Source organism: Terrirubrum flagellatum, assembly GCF_022059845.1.
Taxonomy (GTDB): domain Bacteria; phylum Pseudomonadota; class Alphaproteobacteria; order Rhizobiales; family Beijerinckiaceae; genus Terrirubrum; species Terrirubrum flagellatum.
Map to the genome: position 1 here is coordinate 1427915 of NZ_CP091851.1, position 21181 is coordinate 1449095.

At 64.2% G+C, this 21181-nt stretch carries 14 protein-coding genes; 13 read left to right on the forward strand and 1 reads right to left on the reverse strand.

The features are described from left to right. Positions 1-167: 167 nt before the first annotated feature. The 12 genes from dnaE (at position 168) to L8F45_RS07015 (ending at position 18456) form a co-directional block, all read left to right on the forward strand. Positions 168-3617 (forward strand): DNA polymerase III subunit alpha, encoded by a 3450-nt coding sequence (gene dnaE / locus L8F45_RS06960; RefSeq protein WP_342362152.1) that lies wholly within the window; start codon positions 168-170, stop codon positions 3615-3617. A 249-nt stretch (positions 3618-3866) separates the two neighbouring features. Then, positions 3867-5411 carry an ABC transporter substrate-binding protein gene (locus L8F45_RS06965; RefSeq protein ID WP_342362153.1) on the forward strand — a complete coding sequence of 515 codons (1545 nt, stop codon included), beginning with the start codon at positions 3867-3869 and terminating at the stop codon, positions 5409-5411. An 81-nt stretch (positions 5412-5492) separates the two neighbouring features. Continuing rightward, positions 5493-6428 carry an ABC transporter permease gene (locus L8F45_RS06970; RefSeq protein WP_342362154.1) on the forward strand — a complete coding sequence of 312 codons (936 nt, stop codon included), beginning with the start codon at positions 5493-5495 and terminating at the stop codon, positions 6426-6428. After that, entirely contained in the window at positions 6425-7300 is an 876-nt protein-coding gene (locus L8F45_RS06975) for an ABC transporter permease (protein WP_342362155.1), read from the forward strand. The genes L8F45_RS06970 and L8F45_RS06975 overlap by 4 nt, the downstream gene beginning before the upstream one ends. Positions 7301-7303: 3 nt before the next feature. Next, positions 7304-8293 (forward strand): ABC transporter ATP-binding protein, encoded by a 990-nt coding sequence (locus L8F45_RS06980; protein ID WP_342362156.1) that lies wholly within the window; start codon positions 7304-7306, stop codon positions 8291-8293. Further along, entirely contained in the window at positions 8290-9231 is a 942-nt protein-coding gene (locus tag L8F45_RS06985) for an ABC transporter ATP-binding protein (RefSeq protein WP_342362157.1), read from the forward strand. Before L8F45_RS06980 ends, L8F45_RS06985 begins: the two co-directional genes overlap by 4 nt. A gap of 2 nt (positions 9232-9233) precedes the next feature. After that, a complete protein-coding gene (locus tag L8F45_RS06990) occupies positions 9234-10328 on the forward strand; it encodes an alpha/beta hydrolase family protein (protein ID WP_342362158.1) in 1095 nt (364 codons plus the stop codon). Beyond that, positions 10325-11083, forward strand: a complete 759-nt coding sequence (locus L8F45_RS06995; protein WP_342362159.1) for a creatininase family protein — start codon at positions 10325-10327, stop codon at positions 11081-11083. Before L8F45_RS06990 ends, L8F45_RS06995 begins: the two co-directional genes overlap by 4 nt. 2 nt (positions 11084-11085) lie before the next feature. Then, positions 11086-12588 (forward strand): FAD-dependent oxidoreductase, encoded by a 1503-nt coding sequence (locus L8F45_RS07000; RefSeq protein WP_342362160.1) that lies wholly within the window; start codon positions 11086-11088, stop codon positions 12586-12588. After that, complete coding sequence (locus L8F45_RS07005; RefSeq protein WP_342362161.1) at positions 12585-13766, forward strand: M24 family metallopeptidase; 1182 nt, start codon at positions 12585-12587, stop codon at positions 13764-13766. The genes L8F45_RS07000 and L8F45_RS07005 overlap by 4 nt, the downstream gene beginning before the upstream one ends. 288 nt (positions 13767-14054) lie before the next feature. Continuing rightward, on the forward strand, positions 14055-15191 hold the full coding sequence (locus L8F45_RS07010) for an efflux RND transporter periplasmic adaptor subunit (protein WP_342362162.1): 1137 nt from the start codon (positions 14055-14057) through the stop codon (positions 15189-15191). Positions 15192-15204: 13 nt separating this feature from the next. Then, entirely contained in the window at positions 15205-18456 is a 3252-nt protein-coding gene (locus tag L8F45_RS07015) for an efflux RND transporter permease subunit (RefSeq protein ID WP_342362163.1), read from the forward strand. Between the two features lie 228 nt (positions 18457-18684). Here L8F45_RS07015 and L8F45_RS07020 read toward each other — a convergent pair whose 3' ends face one another. Beyond that, a complete protein-coding gene (locus L8F45_RS07020; protein ID WP_342362164.1) occupies positions 18685-18948 on the reverse strand; it encodes a hypothetical protein in 264 nt (87 codons plus the stop codon). A 284-nt stretch (positions 18949-19232) separates the two neighbouring features. Here L8F45_RS07020 and L8F45_RS07025 point away from each other — a divergent pair, with 284 nt between their 5' ends. After that, positions 19233-21023 (forward strand): peptide ABC transporter substrate-binding protein, encoded by a 1791-nt coding sequence (locus L8F45_RS07025; protein WP_342362165.1) that lies wholly within the window; start codon positions 19233-19235, stop codon positions 21021-21023. Positions 21024-21181 lie beyond the last annotated feature (158 nt).

The window sequence follows — 21181 nt, forward strand, 5'->3', positions numbered from 1 at the left end:
CGGCGGCGTCGGTCGTTCCGCCGGTCTGACTGGCTGCGCCCATCCGGGCTCAACCCGTCTTTCCCTCCGATGTGGACGCCAGGGCGGCGAGCGCCGTCCCGCTCTCGACCGAGCGGGAGGAATGGGAAAGAGTCGCGGCTGTCCAGAATCGCTCACGGCTTGTTTCGATGGCCCGCATCCTCGAGGAGATCGGCTTCGTCCATCTCCACGTCCATTCCGCCTATTCGCTGCTCGAAGGCGCGCTGAAGATCGACAAGCTGGCGAAGCTCGCGATCGCCGACCAGATGCCGGCGCTGGCGATCACCGACAGCAACAATCTTTTCGGCGCTCTCGAATTCTCGGAAAAGCTGGCCAAGGAGGGCGTGCAGCCGATCGTCGGGCTGCAGCTTTCTGTGGCGGTGGCGGCGCGGGATAATGTCGGCCATGGTCTGCCGCGGGCGCATCCTTCGATTGTGCTGCTGGCCGCCACGGGCGAAGGCTATCGCAATCTGATGCGGCTCGGCAGCCGCGCCTTTCTCAGCCCCGCGCCCGGGGAGCCGCCGCATGCGCCGTGGTCGATGCTGGCGGACTTTAGCGAAGGGCTGATCTGTCTCACCGGCGGCCCTTCGGGCCCGGTCGATCTCGCGCTCGCGGAAGGTAACAGCTCGCTGGCGCGGCAGCGGCTCGATGAGCTGGCGTCTGTTTTCAAGGACAGACTTTATGTCGAGCTGCAGCGCCATGGCCGCGAGACGGAGCGCGCGGTCGAGCCGCAGCTTCTCGATTTGGCCTATCGTTCCGGTCTCCCGCTCGTCGCGGCGAACGACGTCTATTTCGGCTCGCAGGAGGATTACGAAGCGCATGACGCGCTGATCGCCATCGCCGAAGGCCGCATCGTCGCCGACGACAACAGGCGGCGTCTGACCTCGTCGCATGACTTCAAGACGCGGGCGCAGATGCAGCAGCTCTTCGCCGATCTGCCGGAGGCGACGGCGAATTCGGTCGAGATCGCGATGCGCTGCCTTTACCGGCCGTCGAGCCTCAAAACCCCGATGCTGCCGCGCTTCACGCCGGGCGCCGCCGACGCCAGGGAGGCCGAGGAGCGCGAAGCCGCCGAGATGCGCCGCGTGGCGGAAGAGGGGCTCAGCGCGCGGCTTGCCGCGCATGGGACGGCGCCGGGGCTCACCGAAGAGGATTATCGCAATCGTCTCGCATTCGAGATCGGCGTCATCACCAAGATGAAATATCAGGGCTACTTCCTGATCGTCGCCGACTTTATCAGGTGGGCGAAGAACCACGGCATTCCGGTTGGCCCCGGCCGCGGCTCCGGCGCCGGTTCGCTCGTCGCTTATTCGCTGACCATCACCGATCTCGATCCCCTGCGCTTCGGCCTGTTGTTCGAGCGCTTCCTCAATCCCGACCGCGTGTCGATGCCGGATTTCGACATCGACTTCTGCCAGGACCGGCGCGACGAGGTGATCGCCTATGTGCAGGAGCGCTACGGGCAGGACCGCGTGGCGCAGATCATCACTTTTGGCTCGCTGCTGGCGCGCGGCGTCATGCGCGATGTCGGCCGCGTGCTCGAAATGCCTTACGGCCAGGTCGACAAGCTGACCAAGCTGGTGCCGCAGAATCCGGCCAATCCGGTGACGCTCGCGCAGGCGATCAAGGACGAGGCGCGGCTGCGCGAGGCGGCCGACGAAGATGCAGTCGTCGACCGCATGCTGACGATCGCGCAGAAGCTCGAAGGGCTCTATCGGCACGCCTCGACGCACGCCGCGGGCATCGTCATCGGCGATCGGCCGCTCGACCAGATCGTGCCGCTCTATCGCGATCCCAAGTCGGACATGCCGGTCACCCAATTCAACATGAAATGGGTCGAGCCGGCGGGCCTCGTGAAGTTCGACTTCCTTGGTTTGAGGACGCTGACGACGCTGACGACGGCGGTCGCGCTCCTGAAGCAGCGCGACATCGAGCTCGATCTGCAGGCGCTGCCGCTCGATGACGTGAAGACCTACGAGATGCTCGGGCGCGGCGAGGTGGTCGGCGTGTTCCAGGTGGAAAGCGCGGGCATGCGGCGCGCGCTCGTCGAGATGAAGGCGAGCCGGTTTGAGGATCTGATCGCGCTCGTCGCACTCTACCGTCCGGGCCCGATGGCGAACATCCCGGTCTATTGCGCGCGCAAGCTCGGCTATGAGCAGCCGGAATATCCGCACGCCATGTTGAAGCCGATCCTCGAAGAGACCTTCGGCATCATCGTCTATCAGGAACAGGTGATGCAGGCGGCTCAGATCATGTCGGGCTACTCGCTCGGCGAAGCCGATCTCCTGCGTCGCGCCATGGGCAAGAAGATCAAGGCGGAGATGGACGCGCAGCGCGTCCGTTTCGTCACCGGCGCCGTCGACAATGGCGTGCCGCAGGCGAAGGCCGATGAGGTGTTCGACCTCTTGGCGAAATTCGCGGATTACGGCTTCAACAAGAGCCACGCGGCGGCCTACGCGCTGATCGCGTTCCAGACCGCCTATCTCAAGGCGAATTATCCCGTCGAGTTCATGGCGGCGTCGATGACGCTCGACATCGGCAACACCGACAAGCTGGCGGAATTCCGTCTCGAGGCGAAGCGGCTCGGCATTCCGGTCGAGCCGCCTTCGGTCAATCGCTCGGGCGTCGTGTTCGATGTGCGCGGCGGCTCGATCTTCTATGCGCTCGGCGCGATCAAGGGCGTTGGCCGGCAGGCGGCCGAGCATATCGTCGACGCGCGCGGCGATCGGCCTTTCACGTCGCTCGCCGATTTCGCCAGCCGCATCTCAGCCCGCATCGTCAATAAGCGCACGCTGGAGGCGTTGGTCGCCGCCGGCGCGTTCGATGCTCTGGAGTCCGATCGCGCGCGCGCCTTCGCCACCGTCGATCTCATCGTCGGGCTCGCCAATCGCGAGACGGCTGCGGCCGAGAGCGGGCAGGGCGATATGCTGGGCGGCGGCGGCAACGCGACGCTGCCGATCCCGAAGACGACCATGTGGACGCCGCAGGAGAAATTGCAGCGCGAGCATCAGGCGGTCGGCTTCTACCTCTCAGGCCATCCGCTCGATGATTACGGGCCGATCCTGAAACGCCAGAACATCCAGACCTATGCGCAGTTCGCCGCCTCGGTGCGGCAGGGCGCGACGGTTGGCAAGCTTGCGGCGAGCGTGCTCGGCAAGACCGAGCGTCGCACCAAGACCGGCGGCAAGCTCGGCATCATCCTGTTGTCCGACGCGTCGGGACAATATGAGGCGACGCTTTTCGCCGAGCGGCTCAACCAGTATCGCGATCTTCTGGAGACGGGGCAGATCGTGTTGCTGACGGTGTCGGCCTCCGCCGATGGCGACGACATCCGCGTCCGCATCCAGAGCGCGGAGCCGCTTGATCAGGCGGCCAAGAGCCAAGCTGCGATCATGCGCATCTTCGTGCGCGATCAGGAGCCTTTGCCCGATCTCTCGCGTCAGCTCATACAGAAGGGCGACGGTGAGGTGTCGATCGTAGCGCTGATGACGGGCGGTCGCGAGGTCGAGGTGAAGCTGCCCGGACGCTATCGCGCCGCGCCGCAGGTTGCAGGCGCGCTGCGCACGATCCCTGGCGTGGTTGCTGTCGAGCTCGCCTGAGACGAGCGCGCCGCCTTAACGGCGCAAGCCGGCGTAACCGGATCACAAGTCCGTCAGCTCGCTTCGGGCGATGCGGCCGACTTTGGCGAGGCGCGCGGCGTTCCCGTGAGATGCTGCGGTCTGCGAATGCTTCGACAGATCACCACGCGTTCGGGAGAGGGGCTGCGCTCATTTGAGCGATGCGCTTGCGCAGCGTTCGGCGCGGATGCTTAACTCTGTCTTTCGGCAATCTGTCGGGGGACAGCCGCCATGTTCAAGCGCGCCATTCTTTCATTTGCGTCTTTCATTCTCATCGCGGCTTCGTCCGCGGCGGACGCCAAGACGTTCCGCGTCAACGTTGTCGCCGATCCCGCGCAGATGGATCCGATCACCTATTCCGAGATCGTGTCCGGGCGCATCATGCGCAACATCTATGAGGGCTTCACCGTCACCACGGACGACGGCAAGAACGCGCCGGCGCTGGCGGAAAGCTGGGAGCCGCTGACGACGGGGCCGGGCTTCCGCTTCCATCTGCGCAAGGGCGTGAAGTTCCATAGCGGTCGGCCTTTCACAGCCAAGGACGTGAAATACACCTATGAGGAGTTGCTGAAACCGGGCGGCAAGGGCGGCCTCAGCTCAGGCTATCTCAATGTCATCGCTGGCGCTAAGGAGTTGAAGGACGGCAAGGCGACCGAACTCGCCGGCGTCAAAATCGTCGACGACAACACGATCGACGTCTCCTTCGTGAAGCCCGACGTGCTGTTTCCGATCTATCCCGTGTTCTTCATGGACAGTGGCATTGTCGCCGAGCAGGGCGCCGACTGGATGACGAAGGTCTCGGCCGGCACCGGCCCCTATAAATTCAAGCAATGGAAGCGCGGCGTCTCCGTCGATCTCGACGCCAACAAGGACTATTGGGGCGGCGCGCCGAAGATCGATGGCGTGAGCTTCATGATCGTGCCGAACGCCGACACCGCGCTGTCGCAGTATGACGCGGGCGAACTCGACTTCGTCGATGTCTACGCCGCCGCTATTCGCCGCGTGCTGCGCGATGATCGCTATGCGAAGGAATTGATCCGCACGCCGCGCGCGCAGGCCGCCTATCTCGGCATGAACCAGAATCTCTATGCGCCCTTCAAGGACAAGCGCGTGCGCGAAGCGATCTCGATCGCGGTCGATCGGCCGGCGATGGTGCGCGGGCTCTATGGCGGCGCGGCCTTCGTGCTCAACGGCGCAGTGACGCCGGGAATGCCCGGCTTCGATCCCTCGCTGCCGGAGCCGAAATATGATCCGGAGCGCGCGAAGAAACTGATGGCTGAAGCTGGGTTCCCCGATGGCAAGGGCCTTCCGCCGATCGACATCTCCTCGACCGAAGCGTTCAAGGATGAGCTGACCTACTACGCCAATCAGTTCAACCGCGTGCTCGGCATGCAGGTGAATGTGAAGACGGTGGAGCGCGCAACCTTCATTCGCGGCATGAACGCCGGTGAAGTCGCGTTCTTCCCCTGGGCATGGACGGCGGATTATCCCGACGCGGCGACGTTCCTCAATGACATGTGGTCGGGATCGAGCCCGTACAACCGGCCGCGCTGGAAGAACGCGGACTACGACAAGATCATGGCCGAGGCGCTGACCATCCCTGACGAGGCGAAACGCTACGAGCTCTATCACAAGGCGGAGAAGATCCTGCTCGATGATGTTGGCATGGCGCCGCTGCCGATGACCGCGTCTGTGGGATTGAAGAAACCGAACGTGAAGAATGTGACGCTCACCGCCTTCGGTTTCTCGCTCTTCAACAAGATCGAGATCGAATGACCATGATCAGGAAAAGTGGAAGCGGGTTTTCGCTGACGCGGACCTTCGGTTCCGTCCGATCATGGTCCGCGATCTAGGCTGATGCTGCGTTACGCGCTGCGGCGCCTCGCCGGCCTTGCGCCGGTGCTGGCGGCGGCTGTCATCGTCACCTTCGCCGCGACGCGGGCGCTGCCCGGCGATCCCGTTGCGGTGATGCTGTCGGATCATTCAGCCGATGTCGTGATGGCGGCGCGGCTGCGCGCCGAATATGGACTCGACCGGCCGGTGATCGAGCAGTTCTTTCGCTATATCTGGCAGATCGCGAAAGGCGATTTCGGCCTGTCCTTCCGCTATGTGCATATGCCAGTCGGCGCCGTGTTGCGTGACAGTCTGCTGATCAGCCCGCTGCTGGCGCTCGCCGCGCTTGCCGTCGCGCTGCCGCTCGGCGCCATCGCCGGCGTGCAAGCGGCGATCCATCGCAACAGATTTCAGGACACGGCGATCATCCTCGCGCTGGTCGCGGGGCTTTCCGTTCCGAATTTCGCCATTGCGACGTTCCTCGTCTATTTCTTCAGCGTGAAGATGAGTCTGCTGCCGGTCGCGGGGTGGGGAACGCTGAAGCAGGCGGTGCTGCCTGTGATCGTGCTCGCCATTCCCAGCGCCGCCTATATCGCGCGGCTCACGCGCACCTTCATGCTCGAAGTGCTGCAGCAGGATTTCGTGCGCACCGCGCGCGCCAAAGGCCTGAAGGAGCGGCTGGTGATCTATCGCCACGCCTTCCAGAACACGCTGGTGCCGCTCGCGACCTCGGCCGGCGTCATCTTCGGCGGTCTCCTGAGCAACACGGTCGTGGTCGAGACTTTGTTCAATATTCCCGGCCTTGGCCGACTTGCGATCGATTCGATCTTCGCGCGCGATTATCCCGTGGCGATGGCGGTGGTGTTGCTGTTCATCCTGTTCTTCGCCGCAATCAATCTGCTTGTCGACATTCTCTACGCCATCATCGATCCGCGCATCCGTTCGGAGCTGACGGCATGAGCGCCAGCGCAAGCTACGCTATGCCGGCCAGCGCTCCGCGCGCATTGCTGCTGCATCGCTTCCTGCGCCAGCGCAGCGCCATCATCGGCGGCGCCATCGTGCTCGTCGTCGTGCTCGTTGCGATCCTTGCGCCATGGATTGCGCCGCATCCCTATGACGCGACCGATCTCGTCAATGTCTGGGCGCCGCCGGACGCGATCAACTGGCTCGGCACCGACAAACTTGGCCGCGACATTGCGAGCCGCCTCATCATCGGCGCGCGCACCTCGCTCATCGTCGCGCTATCAGTGGTTGTCATCACGCTCTTCGTCGGCGTGACGCTCGGCATGATCGCCGGCTATTTCGGCGGATGGACCGAGGCGATCATCATGCGCGTCGTCGACATCGTGCTCGCTTTCCCCGAGGTGGTGTTTGCGATCCTCGTCGCTGCGGTGATCGGACCCGGCGTCGCGACCGTGATCGTCGCACTGTCGCTCGTGTGGTGGCCGGGGATTGCGCGGCTCGCGCGGTCGCTCGTGCTGGTGCAGAAACAGGAGCTCTATGTCGACGCCGCGGTCGTCTCGGCGACGCCGCCCTTTGAAATTCTACGCCGCCATCTCCTGCCGAACATCGTCGCGCCGCTTCTGGTGCGCGCCTCGGTCGGCGTCGGCTTCATCATCATGGCGGAAGCGACGCTGAGCTTTCTCGGGCTGGGCGTGCAGGAGCCCACGCCGAGCTGGGGCGGCATGATCCGCGACGGGCTGCCGGCGTTGCGCAGCGATCCCTATCTCGCGGTGTCAGGCAGCATCGTGCTTGGCCTGACCATCATCGGCTTCAATCTGCTGGGCGACGGCTTGCGCGACACGCTCGATCCCCGGCTGCATGGACGCTGACCGTTGAACGCGCCGCTTCTCGATATCTCGGAATTATCGGTCTCGTTCCGCGGCGAGCGCGGAGCGCGCGAAGTCGTCAGCCGCGCTTCGTTTGAAGTGCGCGAGGGCGAGATTCTCGGCGTGGTTGGTGAAAGCGGCTCAGGCAAGTCGGTGACCGCGCTTGCCGTGATGCGGCTGCTCGGCGAACAAGGCGCCATCAGCCATGGCGATATCAGGTTCGAAGGCGGAAGTCTGAGCGCACTCGACGAAGCCGGAATGCGGCGCCTGCGCGGACGGCGCATGGCGATGATTTTCCAGGAGCCGATGACGAGCCTTAATCCCCTGCTGCGCGTCGGCTTCCAGATCGAGGAGGTGCTGCGCGCGCATCTCGACCTCGGCGGCGCAGCGGCGCGCGAGCGTGGATTGCGTCTGCTCGAAGAAGTTGGCGTGCCAGCGGCGGCCGAGCGCTATGACGACTATCCCCATCGCCTGTCCGGCGGCATGCGACAGCGCGTGATGATCGCGATGGCGATGGCGTGCGAGCCGCGTCTGCTCATCGCCGACGAGCCGACGACCGCGCTCGACGTGACCATTCAGGCGCAGATTCTCGAACTGATGAAAAGGCTCAGGCGCGAACATCGCTCCGCCATCCTGCTCATCACGCATGACATGGGCGTGATCGCGCGCATGGCTGATCGCGTCGCGGTGATGTATGCGGGCGAGGTGGTCGAGATCGCCTCGGTTCGCGACATTTTCTCGGGATCGGCGCATCCCTATACGCGGCTGCTGCTTCAGGCGATGCCGACGGCGCGGCGGCGTGAGGCGCGTCTCCCCGTTATTCCCGGCCAGATGCCGGCGCCGGGAGCGTGGCCAGGCGGTTGCCGTTTCCGCACGCGCTGCCCGCACGCGCTGGCGATGTGCGCGGAGACCGCGCCTGCGCTCGCCGAAGTCGGTCCGGGCCGTCTCTCCCGCTGCCTGCGCGCGCATGAATTCCTGCCGGGAGTGGCGGCATGAACGCGCCGGCCTTGCAGATCGATCATCTCGCGCGTGATTTCATCGTCGGCGGCCGCGTGCTGCGCGCGGTCGATGATGTCAGCTTCGCGCTTGAGGATGGCGAAACGCTCGGCGTCGTCGGTGAAAGCGGCTGCGGCAAGAGCACGCTCGCGCGCATGGTGCTGAAACTGGTCGCGCCGACGTCGGGCCGCATCCGCCTGATGGGCGAAGACGTGACTGATCTCAGCGAGCGCGAGATGCGGCCGCGCCGCAAGAGCCTGCAGGCGGTGTTTCAGGATCCGGTGTCGTCGCTTAATCCGCGATTGACGGTGCAGGACATCATCGCTGAACCGCTGCGTCGTTTTGCGATGCGTCCGGCCGAGATGCGCGCGCGCGTTGCGGAGATGTTGAATCTCGTCGGGCTGCCTGCTGACGCCGCAGGGCGCTATCCCCACGCTTTCTCCGGCGGCCAGCGCCAGCGCATCGCGATCGCGCGCGCGCTCGCCGGCAGTCCGCGCGTCGTGATCTTCGATGAGGCGACGTCGGCGCTCGACGTCTCGGTGCAGGCGCAGATTCTCAATCTCGTCGCCGACCTTCAGGAGCGCCTGTCGCTCAGCGTGATCTTCATCTCGCACAATCTTGGCGCCGTGCGCCATGTCAGCCGGCGCGTGGCTGTGATGTATCTCGGGCGCATCGTCGAGATCGCGACGGAAGAGCAGATTTTCGACCGGCCGGCGCATCCCTATACGCAGGCGCTGATCGCGGCCGCGCCGGAGCCGACGCTCGACGAGCCCGACGCCCCGCCGCTGATCGGTGAGACGCCAAGCCCGCTCGACCGGCCCTCAGGCTGCCACTTCCATCCGCGCTGTCCGCGCGCGCAGGCGAAATGCCGCGAGGAGGACCCCGTGCTTGTCGCCATCGATGGCGCGCATCTCGCGCGCTGCTTCTTTCCGGGCTGACGATGACGATCATCGAGCGCACGCATTATTTCGCGAAGCCGGGCGCCGCCGCCGATGTGCTGGCGACGCGGCGCCGCGCCTGTGCGGTCAGGTTGTCGCTCGGCCTGTCGCCCGGCGAGATATTCGTAAAGGGACAAAGCGGGGATGGCAGCGAAGCCGACGTGACCTGGCAATGCGCGTTTCCCGATGCGGACGCGCAGGCGCGCGATCTTGCGGCGCGCGGCGCCAGCGTCGACTTTGAGGCGGTGCGCGCAACCATGCGCGGGCTCATCTCGCGCTTTGAACGGCATGTGTTTGAGAGCGTCGACCTCGCATTGCCGAGCCGCCTGCGTGATACGCCGATCTCCGGCCATACGATCGCGCCGCGACAGATTTCATTCTCCAGTGGCGGCTATGCGCTGAAGGGCTGGCTGCATCTGCCGCCGGGCGAAGGGCCGTTTCCCCTCGTGATCACCAATCACGGCAGCGGCATCGACAAGGGAACCGAGGATACCTCCCGCCCCGGCACGGCTTTGCTGCTGATGTCGTGGGGCATCGCCTCGTTCCTCCCGCACCGGCGCGGCTATGGCGCGTCGGAAGGGCCAGGCTGGCGCGAGGAAGTCTCCGCGCCTTACGGCACGGATGAATATGACGCCCAACTTGCGGCGCGACTCGATCGCGAGAGCGATGATGTGCTGAGGGCGCTTGATGTCGTCGCCGCGCTGCCGGAGATCGACGCGAAGCATATCGGCGTGATGGGCTCCTCCTTCGGCGGCACGACGACGTTGCTCGCAGCGTCAAAGAGCGAGAAATTCACATGCGCCGTGGAGTTCGCCGGCGCCGCGATGAACTGGGACCGCACGCCGGGACTGCGCAAGCTGATGATAGAAGCCGCGCACCGCGTCACGGCGCCGATCTTCTTCATCCAGGCGGAGAATGATTATTCGATCCGGCCGACGAAGGAGCTGGCGCAATCGCTGGAGGGAAGCGGGAAAGTGTTCCAGTCGAGGATTTATCCGCAATTCGGCGTCAATGCTCATGAAGGACATCTGCTGGAGAGCAGGGGCCCCTCGGTCTGGGCCGCCGACGTCAGGCTGTTTCTGGAGCGCTATCTGTGAAGGGACGCTGGATCGAAGACCTCGCCTGGCCCGAGGTCGCGGAGCGATTGGCCGCAGGCTGGCCTGTCATCGCGCCCATCGGCGCGCGCGCGAAAGAACACGGCCATCATCTCCCGATGCAGACGGATTATCTGCTGGCGCGCGCGTTGTGCGACGGGCTGGCGAAGGAATTGCCGGTGCTGGTCGCGCCGGTCGTCGACTTCGGCTATTATCCCGCCTTCATCGCTTATCCCGGCAGCCAGCATCTTCGGGCCGAGACATTCATCGCGCTGCTCGAAGATGTGCTCGGCGGATTGTTCGCACATGGCGCTGAGCATGTATTCATCGTCAACACCGGCGTCTCGACAGAAGGGCCGGTGCAGATCGCGGTGCGCAATATCTTCTCGCAGCTTCGCAAGACGGTTGCGGTCGCCGATATCAGGCGACTCGGCAAATCAAGCGATCATGTCAAGCAGCAGAAGCTCGGCGGCCATGGCGACGAGCATGAGACATCGCTGATGCTGGCGATCGCGCCCGACAAAGTGAATATGTCGAAGGCGCAAGCGGACTATGGCAACATGCTCAATCAACCCGCGACGGTGTTCTATCAGCCGGCGGAATTTTCAGGCGATCCCAAGAGCGGCCATCACTACAGCGCAACGGGCGTGCGCGGCGATCCCACGCTCGCGACAGCGGAGAAGGGGCGCGCGATTCTCGACGCCATGGTCGCCGATCTCGTCGCCGGCGTGCGCGCGCTTTACCCCAGCGTGGGCTGACGATGGAATCTTTCGACGTCATCATCGTCGGGTTCGGTTACGCCGGCGGCGTCGCGGCGATTGCGGCGCATGACGCAGGCGCGCGCGTGCTGCTGATCGAGAAGCGCAATGATGCCGGCGGCATTTCGGTCTGCTCGGCTGGCGGCGTGCGTTGCAGCGATCGTCCGGTGGACGCCTTCGCCTATCTCAGCGCGACCAATGCGGACACGACGCCATCAGACGTTCTCGCAGCGCTTGCGGAAGGCATGCGCGAAATGCCTGAATTTATCGGCGATCTCGCGAAAAGGGCAGGCGCGACGATGTCGATCAGGCCGGCGCCGGGCAATTATCCGTTCCCCGGGCATGACGCGTTCAGCTTCATCAATATTGATGCCGTGCCGGATTTCGATCCCGCTGCGGATTTTCCATCGGTGCGCGGCTCGCCCGCGGGCGCGCGCCTGTTCAAGACGGTGCTTGCGAATGTCGAGGCGCGTGCGATCGATGTGCGCTATGGCTGCGCCGCGCAGCGCCTCATTATTGAGAGAGGAAAGGTTGTCGGCGTTGAGACGGAGCGAGGAATCTTCCACGCGCGTGGCGGCGTCATCCTCACGACCGGCGGATTTGAAGGCGCCGCCGATATTCAGGCGCAGTTCTGGCCGATGCGGCCGGTGCTCTCAGCCGCGATCCGCACCAACACGGGCGATGGGATGAAGATGGCGCAGGCGGCCGGCGCCTCGCTCTGGCATATGTGGCACTATCACGGCTCCTACGGCTTCAGGCATCCGGATGGGGATTATCCATTCGGCGTGCGGCTGAAGCGATTGCCGGACTGGCTGCCGGGCGCCTCTTTCCGCGAAGATGTGACGATGAGCTGGATTCTCGTCGATCGCGCCGGGCGCCGATTCATGAATGAGTATGAGCCCTATGTGCAGGACACCGGCCATCGCGCCATGGAGCCGATGGATTTCGCGACGCAATCGCATGCGCGTCTCCCGGCGCTGCTGATCGTCGACGCGAAGGGCCGATCGCTTTATCCGCTCTCCGCGCCGACCTGGCATGACGATGAAGTCGCGGCGCGCTATCGCAAGGCATCGGCGCGGGAGATGGACGACGCGATCCTGAGTTCATTCGATTCAATTGCAGATCTCGCACGCGCCTTCTCGATCGAGCCCGCCATTCTCGAGGCGACGATCGCGCAATGGAACGCGCTTGTCGCATCCGGCGGCGAAGATGAATTGGGACGTCCTGTGAAGGGACGCGCATCCATCATCGAACCTCCGTTCTCGGCCGCTCATGTCTGGCCTGTCGTGTCCAACACGCAGGGTGGTCCGGCCCATGATGCGCGCCAGCGCGTGCTCGATGCGTTCGGCCAGCCGATTCCCGGTCTTTATGAAGCGGGAGAGATCGGCAGCGTCTTCGGCCATATCTATATGTCCGGCGGTAATCTCGCGGAGTGTTTTGTCGGCGGGCGGATTGCCGGCCGCGAGGCCGCAGCGCAAGCGAAAATGAGGGGGATCGCCGCATGATGCGTCTCGATTATTCGCCGCAGGCGCGCGCGCCTTATTATGATCCTGACTTCAATGACGCCGAATATGAACGCCGCATCGCGGCTGTGCGCGCTGGCCTCGCCGAGGCGAAGCTTGATGCGATCATCGTCTATTGCGGCGTCGGCTCCTACGCCAGTCTGCGCTGGCTGACGAATTTCCAGCCTGTCTTTGGCGCAGCCTTCGTTGTCGTCCGCGCCGATGGCGGCGTCATCGTCACCACCAACGGCATGTTGCACGCCGAACCCATGCATTCGATGGTGTGGAACTGCCGCGCGGCGGAGGTGCGCTGCGCCGCGGGTCCCGTCTATGGCGGCGCGGTCGATGAGGTCGCAACGCTGGCGGCCGACGCGGCCGCCGATCTCAGGCATGTGGGCCTCGGCAACTCCGCGCTCATTCCGCAACAATTCCATGCCGTGCTTGCGAGCCGGCTGCCTGGCCTGCGCGCGGCGGACGCGGTCATCACCAATGCGCGTCTGATCAAGAGCGCGGCCGAGATCGCTGTCATGGAAGAGTCAGGCAAGATCGCCGACGCCGCCTTCGACGCGCTGTTCGCGCGCCTGGCGCCCGGCGTCCTCGAGACGGAATGCGCTGCGGCCGTGGTTGAAACGATGTATGCGCGCGGCGCAATTGAATCCTTCCGCACCTGCGTGGTCGGCGGCAAGCTCGCGGGTCTCAAGCACGCCTATGCCCGCGAACGCAAACTCGAGAAAGGCGAGATGGTGTTTCTCGATCTCGGCGCGAGCTATCGCGGCTACGCCTCCGACACCAGTCTTTGCGCCGTGGTCGGGGAGAAGCCGAGCGGCGAGGCGAAGGGTCTCCTGTCGATCGCTGACGACCTCTATGACGCCGGCCTCGAAGAGATGAAGCCCGGCCGTACGATCGACGACATCGCGCAGAAGCTCATTCGCGTCGTCAAGGGCACGAAGTACGAGAAGGATTTCTACGCGAGCGGTTTCGGTCACGGCATCGGCATGGACCTGTTCGAGGCGCCGGGCGGCCTGTTCGCGGGCTCGAAAGCGGAGTTGAAGCCCGGCATGACCGTCGCCTATGAGCCGATGGTAGTGGTGGAGGGGTTGGGCACGGGCGTGGTCGAGAATACGATCCTTATCACCGAGACCGGCCATCGCCTGCTGACGCGCGCGCCGCGCAGCCGCTGATCGCAGCGCCGCAATTTTGCGCAGCGCGGGGACTGGCGCCGGCCGCAATCGATCATAGCTATGCGATCCGCGGGCTGGCGACGCAGGGTGTCCCTATCAGGGTGTTCCCATGCGGAAAGAGCGAGTCTAGTCTGCATTGAATGATGCCGCCTCTTCGGGCGTCTGCCGAGGGGGCATGATTTCGCGCGATCGCTTATGTGGTCGATTGCGCCAATAGAGGGGTTCTCGATGGCTATTGGGCGCGCCATTCATCCTGCTCCTGTCATATCAGGATTTGGACTTCGGATATTGTCACGCAGATGGGCGCCCGCGTTGCTGGCTGCGTCCGTGACAGTTTTAGGCGTCGCCGCGCATGCGCAGCAGCGCACTCCTGCGGTCACCGTCGCAAAGCCTGTCGTGAAGGAAATCGTCGAATTTGACGATTTCATCGGCAGGTTCGAGGCGGTCGACCAGGTCGACGTGCGCGCCCGCGTCTCGGGCTATGTCGACAAGATTTCCTTCGCCGACGGCGCGCTTGTGAAGGCAGGCGATCCGCTCTTCACGATCGATCAGCGTCCCTATCAGGCGGCCCTGGCGGAAGCGCAGGCGAGCGTCGAATCCGCGCAGGCCCGGGTCGAATATACGACGTCCGACCTTCAGCGCGCGGAATCGCTGCGCCGCACCGGCAATATCGCAGGCCAGCTTTTCGACGAGCGCACGCAGGCGGCCTCCACCGCGAAAGCCGATCTGCGCAAGGCGGAAGCGACGCTCAATCGCGTCAAGCTCGATCTCGAATTCACGGAAATCAAGGCGCCGATCTCGGGGCGAATCTCCCGCCGCCTCGTTTCAATCGGCAATCTCGTCGGCGCCAACGATACGGTGCTGACCAACATCGTTTCGACCGATCCGATCAATTTCTATTTCGACATCGATGAGCGTTCCTTTCTCGCCTACGGCAAGATGGGCTCCGGCGGCGTCACCATGTCCTCCGCCGATTTGAAGAACGATGTGTTAGTTGCCACGGCCGATCAGGACGAGCCGACGCTCAAGGGCCATATCGATTTTTCCGACAACCGGCTCGATCAGGAGAGCGGCACGCTGCGCGGCCGTGCGGTGGTGCCCAATCCCAACGGACTGATGAAGCCCGGCCAGTTCGGCCGCGTCAGGCTGCTTGGCACCGACCGTTACAAGGGCATCCTTATCCCTGAAGAGGCGCTGGCGTCGGATCAGGACCGGCGCGTCGTCTATGTCGTCGGCGATGACAATGTCGTCACGTTGAAGCCGGTGCGCACCGGCTCGCGCGTCGACGGCTATCGCGTCATCCGCGCGGGGCTGACGGGTGATGAGCGGATCGTGGTCAATGGCCTGATGCGCGTGCGTCCCGGCGTGAAGGTCGAGCCGACGCTCGCCACCTTGCCGCCGACGCGCGCCGCGGCGCAGAACTGACGCGGGCCGCGCCATGCGTTTCGCCCATTTCTTCGTCGATCGCCCGATTTTCGCGGCTGTCATCGCGATCGTTATCACGCTTGTGGGATCGATCGCCTATACGCGTCTTCCGGTCGCGCAATATCCTGAAATCGCGCCGCCGACCGTCGTCGTGCGCGCCTCCTATCCCGGCGCCAACGCCGAGACCGTGGCCGCCACTGTCGCCACGCCGCTCGAACAGCAGATCAACGGCGTCGAGAACATGCTCTACATGTCCTCGTATTCGACGGGCGACGGCAACATGTCCGTCACGATCACTTTCAAGCTCGGCACCGATCTCGATCAGGCGCAGGTGCTGGTGCAGAACCGCGTCGCGATCGCGACGCCGCGCCTGCCCGAAGAGGTGAGACGGCTTGGCGTCACGACGCTGAAGAGTTCGCCCGACCTGATGATGGTCATTCACATGTATTCGCCGAACGGCGCGTACGATCAGCTCTATGTCTCGAACTATGCGCGCAATAATGTGCGCGATGAATTGCTGAGGCTGGACGGAGTCGGCGATCTCCAGATTTTCGGCGAGCGTCAATACAGCCTTCGCGTCTGGCTCGATCCGGACAAGCTTGCCGCCTACGGCCTGACGTCGTCCGACGTGGTGAAGGCTATTCAGGCGCAAAACGTCCAGGTGTCGAGCGGCGCGCTCGGCGCCGAGCCGGTCAACATGGGCAACGCGTTCCAGATTACGGTCAATACGCAAGGCCGCTTCCAGGACGTGCAGCAGTTCCGCCGCGTGATCGTGCGCTCGACGTCAGAAGGACGCCTCGTGCGCGTGCAGGACGTGGCGCGCGTCGAACTCGGCGCGCAGGATTACGTCACCAACGCCTATCTCGACGGCAAGGCCGCGGTCGCGCTCGGCATCTTCCAGCGGCCGAACACCAACGCCTTGTCTTCGGCGGCCGGAATCATCGCCAAGATGGAGGAGTTGAAGAAGTCGTTCCCGCCAGGGGTCGACTACGACATCATCTACAACCCGACGCAGTTCATCGCCGAGTCCGTCAACGCGGTCTATCACACTCTTGGCGAGGCGGTGCTGCTCGTCGCGCTCGTGATCATCGTGTTCCTGCAGAGCTGGCGCACCGCGCTCGTGCCGATCATCGCCATTCCGGTGTCGCTCATCGGCACCTGCGCCGTGATGGCGGCGTTCGGCTTCTCGCTCAACACGCTGACTTTGTTCGGCATGGTGCTGGCGATCGGCATTGTGGTCGATGACGCGATCGTCGTGGTCGAGAATGTCGAACGCAACATCGCGCTCGGCATGTCGCCGCGCGACGCCGCGCATGAAACGATGGATCAGGTCGGCACGGCTGTTATCGCGATCGCGCTCGTCCTCGGCGCGGTGTTCGTGCCCAGCGCCTTCGTGCCGGGAATTTCGGGGCAGTTCTATCGCCAGTTCGCGCTCACGATCGCCGTGTCGACCTTCATCTCAGCGTTCATCTCGCTGACCTTGTCGCCGGCGCTGTCGGCGATCCTGTTGAAGCCGCACAGCCATGAGCCGGCGCGCAATCCGATCTCGCGCCTCGGCGAGAAATTCGCGAATGCGTTCAACACCGGATTCGATCGCAGCGCCAACGGCTATGCGCGCGGCGTCGCGGGCGTGGTCAAGCGCAAGCTGATCGTGCTGCCGATCTATGTCGGCCTGCTCGCCGGCACCGTGTGGATCGCGAAGGCCATTCCGAGCGGGTTCATCCCGCAGATGGATCAGGGCTATGCGATCGTCGTCATCCAGCTCCCATCGGGCGCGTCGTTGTCGCGCACCGATGCGGTGACGCAAAAGGTGTCGGAAATCGCGCTGAAGACGCCGGGCGCGGCCCACGTTGCAGCGTTCAGTGGGCTCGCCGGCGCGACCTTCACCAACGCCACCAACGCGGCCGCGGTGTTCGTCACTTTCAAGCCGTTCGAGGAGCGGGTGAAGGAAGGGATCTCGGGCGACAAGATCGTGCGTGATCTCTTCATCCGCATGCAGTCGGTGCAGGAGGCTTTCATCATCGCCATTCCGCCCCCCTCGGTGCGCGGCCTCGGCAATTCCGGCGGCTTCAAGATGCAGGTGCAGGAGCGGCTTGGCGCCGACGTGCGACGCATTTTGGCGTCGACCTACGAGATGATGGGACGCGCGCAGGGCAATCCGAAGCTGACGGGCGTGTTCACCACGTTCTCCGCCAATTCGCCGCAGGTCTATATCGAGATCGACCGGCCAAAGGCGGAAACGCTCAATGTGCCGATCAGCAACATTTTCGATACGCTGCAGCAGAATCTCGGCACGGCCTATGTCAACGACTTCAATGCGCTCGGCCGCGTCTATCAGGTGCGCGCGCAGGCGGATCAGCGTTTCCGCATGGACCCCGAGCAGATCGGTCGCCTGCGCGTGCGCTCGTCGAACGGCGCGCTGGTGCCGCTCGGAACGCTCGCCTATGTGCGCGACGCGTCAGGCCCCGATCTCATCCAGCGCTACAACATGTACACGTCGGTGCCGCTGCAGGGGAACGCGCCGCCCGGCGTGTCGTCGGGCGATGCGCTGAACGCGATCGAGCAGCTCGCGCGCGAGGTCCTGCCGCAGGGCGCGACATTCGAATGGACCGAACTCGCCTTCCAGGAGCGCTCGACCGGCAACACGGCGACCTTCATCTTCGTGCTGTCGGTGGTGTTCGTATTCCTCGTGCTTGCAGCGCAGTATGAAAGCTGGTCGCTGCCGCTCGCGATCATCCTGATCGTGCCGATGGCGGTGCTGTCGGCGTTGCTCGGCGTGATGCTGCGCGGCATGGACAACAATATCCTGACGCAGATTGGCCTGATCGTGCTGGTCGCTCTGGCGGCGAAGAACGCGATCCTGATCGTAGAGTTCGCGCGCGAGGCCGAGGCGATAGAGAAGAAGGATCCGATCTCGGCGGTGGTGGAAGCGTGCCGATTGCGCCTGCGCCCGATCCTGATGACGGCCTTCGCCTTCATCCTCGGCGTGGTGCCTCTTGTCACCGCGACGGGGCCGGGCGCGGAAATGCGTCAGGCGCTCGGCACGGCCGTGTTCTTCGGCATGCTCGGCGTGACCATCTTCGGCCTGGTGCTGACGCCGGTGTTCTATGTCGCGATCAGGCAGACGATGCTGTGGTTTGCGGGGCGAGGCGGAAAGCCGAAGCGCGGCGGCTCCGCGCCCGCGAATGACGACTCGGCCGGTGCGCCCGTTGTTCCCGGCGAAGAGCCGACGCCGGCTGCGGCGGCCGCGGCGCCGGCGCCCTGAATCTCGGCCCTGAACTTTGACTTTGAAACGCGAACGGCCCCGTCTTTTGGACGGGGCCGTCGAGTTAGAGCGGAGGCGCCAGATCACGCCGCACTTTGATTGAATCAATCAAAGTGCGGGAACGTGATCGATTCCAAAAGTTTGGAGCATGGCTTAAGCGAAAAACCGGTTCCCACTTTTTCGCGCCATGCTCCAGAAGCTTCCGCCCGGCGCGTTCCGTTCAGATGATCAGCAAACGCGGACGTTGCGATAGCCGACGAAGTCGCCGAAGCGGTTGAAGACCGGGCGGCGCTCGATCGAACAGGCGTAGGCCGGAGCCGCGGACGCCGCGATCGCGCCGAGCGCGAGGCCGCCGATGATGCCGGCTGCAATGGCGCCGCCGGCGTATCCGCCATGGCGATACCAGCGGGCTTCGGCCGAGGTGGTGGAGGTCATGGTGGCGCCGGCCAGCGTGGCGGCGGCGAGGGCGGCGGCAAGGGTCTTCTTGAACATGGCGGTCTCCTGTGAGGCGGGCCATCGAGCGCCCTGCCGATTGCGTTGTCGGACGTTGCGTCCGTCGATGGGGAGAACCTAAGCCGGCGCTCCTCCGGCTGCGGTGCGCCGGCGCACGGGGCCGAAAGCCGCTGTTCTCGCCGGGACTGATAGGTTCGGGCGCTGTTCGCGCTTGCCCAAATCCCCGCGCCGGTGAAATCTCCCCGCGCGGCGACGCTGACGCATGCGCAGGTGGCGCGCGTCTTGCTGGAGCCAAACGACAAGCGTCCCGAGGAGGAGCATCAATGGAAGAGCGAGATCTGCGAAATATGATCGCGGATGTGAAAGGCGGCCAGCTTTCACGTCGGAATTTCATCCGCCGTATGGTCGCAGCGGGCCTCACCGCGCCGATGGCGGGCCTCATGCTCGCCGACGCCGGCCTTGCCGCGGCGAATCCCTATGCGGCCTACAAGCCGACCAAGGCAGGCGGCGGCGGCACGCTGAAAATCCTATTCTGGCAGGCGGTCACGCTGCTCAACCCGCATTTCGCCGTGGGCACCAAGGACCAGGCGGGCTCGCGCATCTTCTATGAGCCGCTCGCGGGATGGACTGAAGATGGCGAGCTTTATCCCGTGCTCGCCGCCGAAATTCCGAGCAAGGAGAATGGCGGCCTTGCCGCTGACGGCATGTCGGTCACCTGGAAGCTGAAGAAGGGCGTGAAATGGCATGACGGCCAGCCCTTCACCGCCGATGACGTCGTCTTCAACTGGGAGTATGCCGGCAACCCTGCGACCGCGGCCGTGACCATCGGGCCGTATCGGAACGTCAAGGTCGAGAAGGTGGACGATTTCACGGTCCGCGTTCTCTTCGAAAAGCCGACGCCGTTCTGGGCCGACACCTATGTCGGTCAGTATGGCATGATCGTCCCCAAGCATCTGTTCAAGGATTTCGTCGGCGATAAATCGCGCGACGCGCCGGCGAATCTCAAGCCTGTGGGCACCGGGCCGTATAAATTCGTCGACTTCAAGCCGGGCGACTCGCTGCGGGCCGAGCGCAATCCCGACTATCATCTCCCGAACAGGCCTTATTTCGACGTGGTCGAAATCAAGGGCGGCGGCGACGCGGTGTCGGCGGCGCGCGCGGTCATGCAGACCGCTGAATATGACTACGCCTGGAACATGCAGGTCGAGGACGAAATCCTCAAGCGGCTCGAAGCGGAAGGTAAGGGCCATGTCGTGATGGCCTGGGGCGGCGGCAACGTCGAATATCTGCTGCTCAACGCCACCGATCCGAATGTCGAGATCGATGGCGAACGCTCCTCGATCAAGACGAAGCATTTCGCCTTCTCCGATCCTGCCGTCGTCAAGGCGATGCAACTCCTGGCGGACCGCCAGTCGATCCAGCAATTCATCTATGGCCGGCTGGCGCGCGCGACGGGCAACGTCATCAACGGCCCGCCGCAGTTCGTCTCGAAGAGCTCGAGCTGGGAGTTCAACGTCGCGAAGGCGGAGAAACTGCTCGAAGACGCCGGCTGGAAGAAAGGCAGCGACGGCATTCGCGCCAAGGACGGCAAGAAGCTGAAGTTCCTCTATCAGACGTCGATCAACGCGCCGCGCCAGAAGACGCAGGCGATCATCAAGCAGGCGGCCCAGAAGGTCGGCATCGATCTTGAACTGAAATCCGTGTCGGCGTCTGTCTTCTTCTCTTCCGACGTCGCCAATCCCGACACTTACACGAAGTTCTATGCGGATATGGAGATGTACACCACGTCCATGCCGCAGCCTGACCCGGAACAGTTCATGCGGCTATTCACCTCCTGGGAGGTTTCCTCGAAGGAGAACAAGTGGCAGGGCCGCAACGTGACGCGTTGGCAGAACGCCGACTTCGATGCGCTCTACAAGGCGGCGCAGAAGGAGCTCGATCCGGTCAAGCGCGCCGATCTCTTCGTCAAGATGAACGACCTCGTGGTCGCCAACAACTGCGTGCCGCTCCTGTTCCGTTCGCAGCCTAATGCGATCAGCAACAAGCTGACCGTGCTGGAAAGCGGCTGGGACGCGATTCTGTGCAGCTTGTCGGAGTGGTATCGCGAGGCCTGAGCTTCGTCTGATCCTCGGTCGCCGCGCCTCGCGCGGCGACCGTCGCGCCCCAATTCGGGCGTTTTGGAATGAGCAGTTGCGAAACGGATATTGCGACCTACCTCAGTAGGAAATCTTTCGCGGCGACTGAATCTCGCAAGGCGGACGTCGCGCTCATG

Excerpts from the sequence above, each read along its gene's own strand:
- dnaE (WP_342362152.1), top strand. The coding sequence starts at position 168 with ATGGCCCGCATCCTCGAGGAGATCGGCTTCGTCCATCTCCACGTCCAT.
- L8F45_RS06965 (WP_342362153.1), top strand. The coding sequence starts at position 3,867 with ATGTTCAAGCGCGCCATTCTTTCATTTGCGTCTTTCATTCTCATCGCG.
- L8F45_RS06970 (WP_342362154.1), top strand. The coding sequence starts at position 5,493 with ATGCTGCGTTACGCGCTGCGGCGCCTCGCCGGCCTTGCGCCGGTGCTG.
- L8F45_RS06975 (WP_342362155.1), top strand. The coding sequence starts at position 6,425 with ATGAGCGCCAGCGCAAGCTACGCTATGCCGGCCAGCGCTCCGCGCGCA.
- L8F45_RS06985 (WP_342362157.1), top strand. The coding sequence starts at position 8,290 with ATGAACGCGCCGGCCTTGCAGATCGATCATCTCGCGCGTGATTTCATC.
- L8F45_RS06990 (WP_342362158.1), top strand. The coding sequence starts at position 9,234 with ATGACGATCATCGAGCGCACGCATTATTTCGCGAAGCCGGGCGCCGCC.
- L8F45_RS07000 (WP_342362160.1), top strand. The coding sequence starts at position 11,086 with ATGGAATCTTTCGACGTCATCATCGTCGGGTTCGGTTACGCCGGCGGC.
- L8F45_RS07005 (WP_342362161.1), top strand. The coding sequence starts at position 12,585 with ATGATGCGTCTCGATTATTCGCCGCAGGCGCGCGCGCCTTATTATGAT.
- L8F45_RS07015 (WP_342362163.1), top strand. The coding sequence starts at position 15,205 with ATGCGTTTCGCCCATTTCTTCGTCGATCGCCCGATTTTCGCGGCTGTC.
- L8F45_RS07020 (WP_342362164.1), bottom strand. The coding sequence starts at position 18,948 with ATGTTCAAGAAGACCCTTGCCGCCGCCCTCGCCGCCGCCACGCTGGCC.
- L8F45_RS07025 (WP_342362165.1), top strand. The coding sequence starts at position 19,233 with ATGGAAGAGCGAGATCTGCGAAATATGATCGCGGATGTGAAAGGCGGC.